Consider the following 1,409-nt stretch of genomic DNA (forward strand, 5'->3'; position numbering starts at 1 on the left):
ACCCCCTCCCCAGCTGAGCCGGACCCTACCCCGTCCACCCGCCTGCCCACCATGCCCGAGAATAGGCCGGTGAGTGCTCGTGTGGTGTTGCTGGCGGGGCCCTCGGGGACGGGGAAGTCCCATCTGGCCGAGGTTGTCGGGCTGCCCGTCGTGCGGCTGGACGACTTCTACCGCGACGGCGACGACGAGGCGATGCCGCGCTCGCCGCTGGCAATCGTCGACTGGGACGATCCGCGGTCGTGGGACGGCGACCGGGCGGTGGCGGCGCTGGAGACCTTGTGTACGACGGGGACGGCGGAGCTCCCGGTCTACGACATCGCGACCGACGGAACGGTCGGGCACCGACCGGTGTCCACCGTGGGATCGCCGCTGATCATTGCCGAGGGCATCTTCGCCGACCAGATCGTCGGCGCGCTGCGGGACCGCGGGCTCCTGGCCGCCGCCGTCTGCGTCCGCCACCACCGGCTCGTCACGTTCGTCCGGCGGTTCCAGCGCGACCTGCGCGAGCACCGCAAACCACCACTCACCCTGCTGCGCCGCGGCCTGCTCCTGCTGCGCGACGATCCGCAGGTGGTCCGCCGATGCCTCGATGCCGGTTGCGAACCCCTGCACCCCAAGGCCGCCCGCCGCCGGATCGCGACGCTCCTGGCGGAGGCGCGCTCCCGGTGATTCGCCAGGCGTTCGCTCCGCGTTCACCTCGGTCTGATGGCATCACGCCGAAACCTTCTGTTGCTCTCGGGGTGAGAAGCCGGACGGAGACGAACCGTGAAGCGGACTGCGCCAGCCGTCGCCGCCGTGGCGACCGCGTTGTTGCTCGGCGTGACCGGATGCGGGCAGGACGCCGGCGCCTCGACGGGCACCCTGCAGACGCCCTCGGCGACCAAAGCCCCGGCGGCCGCGCAGAACGAGGCACCGAAGAGCACACTGGCCGGTCTGGTCGTGCTGCCCCGCGGGTACGTCGCCGATCCGCGGCACTCCGCCGGCCCGTTCACCGCGAGCACCTACCTGCGCAACTGGTCCGCCGACCCGGCTGTCGATCGGGCACTGCTGCTCAACGCGGGCTTCGTGGAGGGCTATCGTGCGAGCCGCCTGAGTCCGGACAAGAAGAAGCGGTTCACCGTGCAGTTCTTCAAGGCCGCGACCCCGGCCAAGGCGAAGACCCTGCAGCAGGGTTTCTGGAACCAGGAGACGCACGAGCGCGACTTCGGCGTACCGAACGCGCTGAGTGACGCGCGAGTCGAGTACGACGGCGGGAGCGGTCAGTCGGAGGCCGTGGCCGCGGTGAGCTTCGTCGTCGGCACCCTCGTGGTCGAGCTCACCGTCCGCCAAACCGGCGCCCTAGGCACCGATCCTCGCCCCGACACCGCCCTCCTCACCACGCTCACCGCCCAGCAGCACACCCGCCTCAC

The 1,409-nt window shown here is 71.2% G+C and carries 2 protein-coding genes; both read left to right on the top strand.

What is annotated here, in order from left to right; genetic code table 11:
- Positions 1-69: 69 nt before the first annotated feature.
- Positions 70-669 carry a uridine kinase family protein gene (locus E1218_RS35740; protein WP_132327451.1) on the top strand — a complete coding sequence of 200 codons (600 nt, stop codon included), beginning with the start codon at positions 70-72 and terminating at the stop codon, positions 667-669.
- A 96-nt stretch (positions 670-765) separates the two neighbouring features.
- Positions 766-1,409: hypothetical protein (locus E1218_RS35745; RefSeq protein WP_132327452.1), on the top strand; the 644-nt coding region annotated here is incomplete at its 3' end.

The sequence above is a fragment of the Kribbella turkmenica genome (assembly GCF_004348725.1).
In the GTDB taxonomy this organism is placed as follows: Bacteria; Actinomycetota; Actinomycetes; order Propionibacteriales; family Kribbellaceae; genus Kribbella; species Kribbella turkmenica.